This window comes from Bacillus sp. AFS023182, assembly GCF_002560575.1.
GTDB lineage: Bacteria > Bacillota > Bacilli > Bacillales > Bacillaceae_G > Bacillus_A > Bacillus_A arachidis.
The window spans coordinates 1-4,126 of the sequence record NZ_NTRO01000046.1; the positions used below are offsets into that span (position 1 = coordinate 1).

General features: G+C 33.0%; 3 protein-coding genes and 3 rRNA genes. 1 reads left to right on the forward strand and 5 read right to left on the reverse strand.

Annotated elements, in window-relative coordinates:
* From CN288_RS19295 to CN288_RS19305, 3 genes are all read right to left on the reverse strand, one after another.
* A 16S ribosomal RNA gene (locus CN288_RS19295) occupies window positions 1–92 on the reverse strand; the annotation flags it as partial.
* Window positions 93–582: 490 nt separating this feature from the next.
* Window positions 583–1,137 (reverse strand): DUF3967 domain-containing protein, encoded by a 555-nt coding sequence (locus CN288_RS19300; RefSeq protein ID WP_098302895.1) that lies wholly within the window; start codon window positions 1,135–1,137, stop codon window positions 583–585.
* A gap of 1,153 nt (window positions 1,138–2,290) precedes the next feature.
* Window positions 2,291–2,875 (reverse strand): MarR family transcriptional regulator, encoded by a 585-nt coding sequence (locus tag CN288_RS19305; protein ID WP_098302896.1) that lies wholly within the window; start codon window positions 2,873–2,875, stop codon window positions 2,291–2,293.
* Window positions 2,876–3,205: 330 nt separating this feature from the next.
* Between CN288_RS19305 and CN288_RS19310 the strand changes: the two genes are divergently transcribed.
* Window positions 3,206–3,778: a tyrosine-type recombinase/integrase gene (locus CN288_RS19310; protein ID WP_098302897.1), complete on the forward strand. Its 573-nt coding sequence runs from the start codon at window positions 3,206–3,208 to the stop codon at window positions 3,776–3,778.
* A gap of 51 nt (window positions 3,779–3,829) precedes the next feature.
* Here the strand turns inward: CN288_RS19310 and rrf are convergent.
* Together rrf and CN288_RS19320 are read right to left on the reverse strand one after the other, a co-directional pair.
* A 5S ribosomal RNA gene (rrf, locus tag CN288_RS19315) occupies window positions 3,830–3,945 on the reverse strand.
* Between the two features lie 54 nt (window positions 3,946–3,999).
* Window positions 4,000–4,126 (reverse strand): 23S ribosomal RNA (locus CN288_RS19320); the annotation flags it as partial.

Sequence of the window (4,126 nt, forward strand, 5' to 3'; positions counted from 1 at the left end):
ATAAGAGCAAGCTCTTAATCGGTTCGCTCGACTTGCATGTATTAGGCACGCCGCCAGCGTTCATCCTGAGCCAGGATCAAACTCTCCAATAAAGTTAGTTTGTCTAGCTTCAAAAATAAAAATTGACGTTTTACATTTTGTTTAGTTTTCAAAGAACTTTTTTGGGACAAGATTTAATCTTACCATTTCACAACCTTAAATGTCAATAGATATTCAGAATAAATTTGTGTTTATTCTATAAAAATCTATTTCGTCATTAGCGACGGATAAATAATATACCATGACTTATTCATGTTTACAACACTTTTATTAAAGTTAAAATTAACCATTTATAAAAACACATGTGAATTATAATTATACAAACCATAAAGATAACTACCTTTTAATTTTCGCTTTACTCGAGATCCATCCTAGCTTTTTATTCCACGGTTTCCTTGACCACGAGCCTCTACACCCTCAAACTCCCAAAGATAACCCCAACGGGCAAAATTCGCCCTTGTGGGGCCACCTCTGGCGAGTTTGCATGAGGGTGCCCCTCATGGTCAAGGAACTTTCGCGGCATAAACGCTAGGATTCAGCAAATCACTTCCAAAATTGATACCATTTCTTTTCATTACTTGCCGCAACTATCTGTTTTACTTCTTGAAGTTCTCGCATAATAGTCATAACAGCTTTATCACGATCAGTAACCTGTTGTTTTTCTATAGTACTAGAATGAGCCAATAATTTTTGTTGAGACTCCAATAAGTTTGTTAGTTTAGCTATTTGCTCATTTTGATTCTGTATTTGTTTTTGTTGTAACTCCACTGTATCTTTTAATTCTCTCCATACTTCTTTCAAATCTTCAGATTCAGAAGTTATAACAGTCATATCTGTATTATTAACTGTTAATCCTTCTTCTTCTAAAAGTAATTTACAAGCATCTTCTAATGTAACTTGTGGCATATTTTTTAATTCTACTAATCTTTGTAATAACTTAAGATCATAATCATCAAAAATAATCCGTTCTCGTTCATCTCTTTTAAAAGCATAGCATTTATAACTTTCAATTAATAAATAGTATTTTTTAACCGTAGAAGGTGATATTTTTAATCTTTTTGCAATCTGAGACACATTTTCATAAATAACAGGTGTCATAATAGTCATAACCTCCTTTTCAATACTTCAAATTCGTTACAACAGTTATAACTCCTTTATCTTAACACTTTAAATAAACTCAAATTAAATCAAATCTAATTCTTCATCCATAATATTTATTAGATCTTGTATCTACTAATAGATAGTCACCAATCTCTTTTTTCTTTTTTAATACTTTTTTATTTCAATCTGTTTTTTAACATAATAATTTCCGACTAAAAAACCAGTTATTTTATAAAATTGGAAATTCTGAATCAAAAAAGAGAGAAGAGCATAAGGGGTTTTTGGGCCCAACTAAGGGTTGGGACTAGGCAGAGCCTAGCTTAAACGTGGGTACACGAAAATTCCCAGAATGTTGACTCACGGTCGACTCAAATTTTACCAATTACATGTGTTTTTCGTTAAAAGTAGAGTCGAGGTGTACACAAGGTATCCTTTATAACATCAAATGTTGACCTGCTGTAGACAACATTTTTTTCATAACTTGCAATCAAACACTACTTTAAAATACTAAAAGAGATCCATCTAAATTAAGTAAACACAAAATTATAATTTAGAAAAAGAAAACAACAAAATACGAGATCTTATTCAGACGCTTTAAAATCCTTTTTAAAGGATACAAATCTAAAATGGTATATTTTGCTGTAAAAACAAAAAAGAACGCTTAAAAAGCAAAATAAGCGATTTTAAATAAAGGTTTTCCTTTGCTTTTGGGGTTGAGGCTGGTTTGTCGTGTGGGGACGAAACCCCACGTACTGCGTATCTATCCATATGGTAAGTGAAATTATTGTTCGAAAGCACTAGCGGTTCGGCTCGTATAATAGCAAATTTAAGCCGATAATCATGAATAGTTGCTTTTGGATGTGTCGGCTTGGTGCCACCAAATCTCGAGCCGAAAAAAGTTTTGCAAGGATGTAGCAAAGCGAAAAGGGTGGAGATTTTCTGTAGCAAAGCGAAAGAAAATACGACCCGTTCCTTGCGGAACTTTTAGCTATTTCTATATAGAGTGAGAAGGGACAAGCATAGCAAAGTAGAAAACACCCAGTAATATCAAGGGTTTCAGGATTTTTCGTACTTACCGTTTTTGGTAAGTAAACTTACCGTTTTTGGTAAGTACGAAATTAATAAAAAAAGTCTACTAATTAAAGTAGACTTAAAATAATTTAATAGGTAAATTTTTAAGTTGCTTAGGAACCTTTCTAAACATTGCTTTAAGTGTTGGATTGATTTCATCTCTATTCCCTGAAAACATGATGTGAGGATTTATAAACAAAGCATATGCCCTAACATTATTATCATCAACACCACTTTCTGAACGAGCTATAATTCCTTTATCTATTAATTTTCTAACTAATGGACTAACTTTTGTTTCATGTCTTCCAATCTTTTTAGCCAATTCTCTCTGAGTTAATGGGATTTGTTCTTTAGAGTTAATATCACTAACTAAACAATTACTTAAAAAACCTACACACATTGAAACATCTAATAAAAATACCTTCTCAGCATTTGTTAAATAATCAATTTCAAATAAATACTGGATATTTTGTTGAATGATCTGAACAAACCTCGCTTTATTCTTCACTTTCCGTTCAGGAACTAATTTCATTCCTCTTGAATTAGCCTTTAATTGAAGTTCATTTGCTAATTGCATTTCTTCTTCTGACAAAATCTTCGAATTCTCGATATCCCTTAGTCTTGCACTTTTTTCAGCTTGTTCTAAATCAATACAATTTGTCATAATTTTTTCCTCTCTCCTAGTATTTACAACTAGTACAGAGACTCTTTTCATGCTATTATGTAATTAGAATTTTATAAAAACAAAAAAGCCTCTTATGTATAGTTGTAGCCTCGCAACTCAATTATATCATGAGTGGCTTTTTTTGCTATAACTCATAATAAAAAGAGTTCTGGCTCCAGAACTCTTTTTATTATTGAAAGTAAACTTTTCAATATTAGTTTACATTCATTTCCCCTCAAACATTGACTTCACACCAAATCTCCTGATATCCTCAAAATACAAAATAAAAGTATACATTCAAAACACCATAAATAAAGAGGCCAAAAATCCATGAACAAAAAACTACATCTCATTGATGTCCAACCGATCCGAAGTAAAGAACAGATTGAAGATATGAAATGGGCTCTCAAACGTCATTGCTCAGAACGGGACTATATTTTATTCATAATTGGAATCAATACAGGTCTACGTGTCAGCGATCTACTCCAAATCGAAACGCAAACCATATTAAAACTAAAACGAAAAAAGAGAAAAGAATTCAAAATCAAAGAGGGAAAAACAAAGAAAGAACGCATAATTAATCTTACTTCTATTTTTGATGAAATCTATTCGTATGCCCAAACCTTAGAAAATACCTGGTTATTCCCTTCTCGAAAAGGAGAAAAACCGATTAGTAAGATCCAGGCTTATCGACAATTGCAAAAAGCTGGAGACTTTGCCGGTATTGAATCAATTGGTACCCACACCATGCGCAAAACCTTCGGCTATTGGTTCTATAAACAAACAAAGGATGTAGCTATGTTGCAAGAAATACTCAATCACAGCACACCACAAATTACACTAAAATACATTGGAATCAATAAAGAAGAAAAAGACAATATACTCGATACATTTCAAATTTAAACTACAATAATAAATAAAAAAACCTTTTGCNNGCAAAAGGTTTTTTTATTTACCTAGCGATGTCCTACTCTCACAGGGGCAAGGCCCCAACTACCATCGGCGCTGAAGAGCTTAACTTCCGTGTTCGGTATGGGAACGGGTGTGACCTCTTCGCCATCATCACTAGATATATGAAGGATATTCCTTCAAAACTAGATATCAGTGTGTAATGTAATTACTTATTGGTTAAGTCCTCGATCTATTAGTATTCGTCAGCTCCACGTGTCACCACGCTTCCACCTCGAACCTATCAACCTGATCATCTTTCAGGGATCTTACTAACTTACGTTATGGGAAATCTCATCTTGA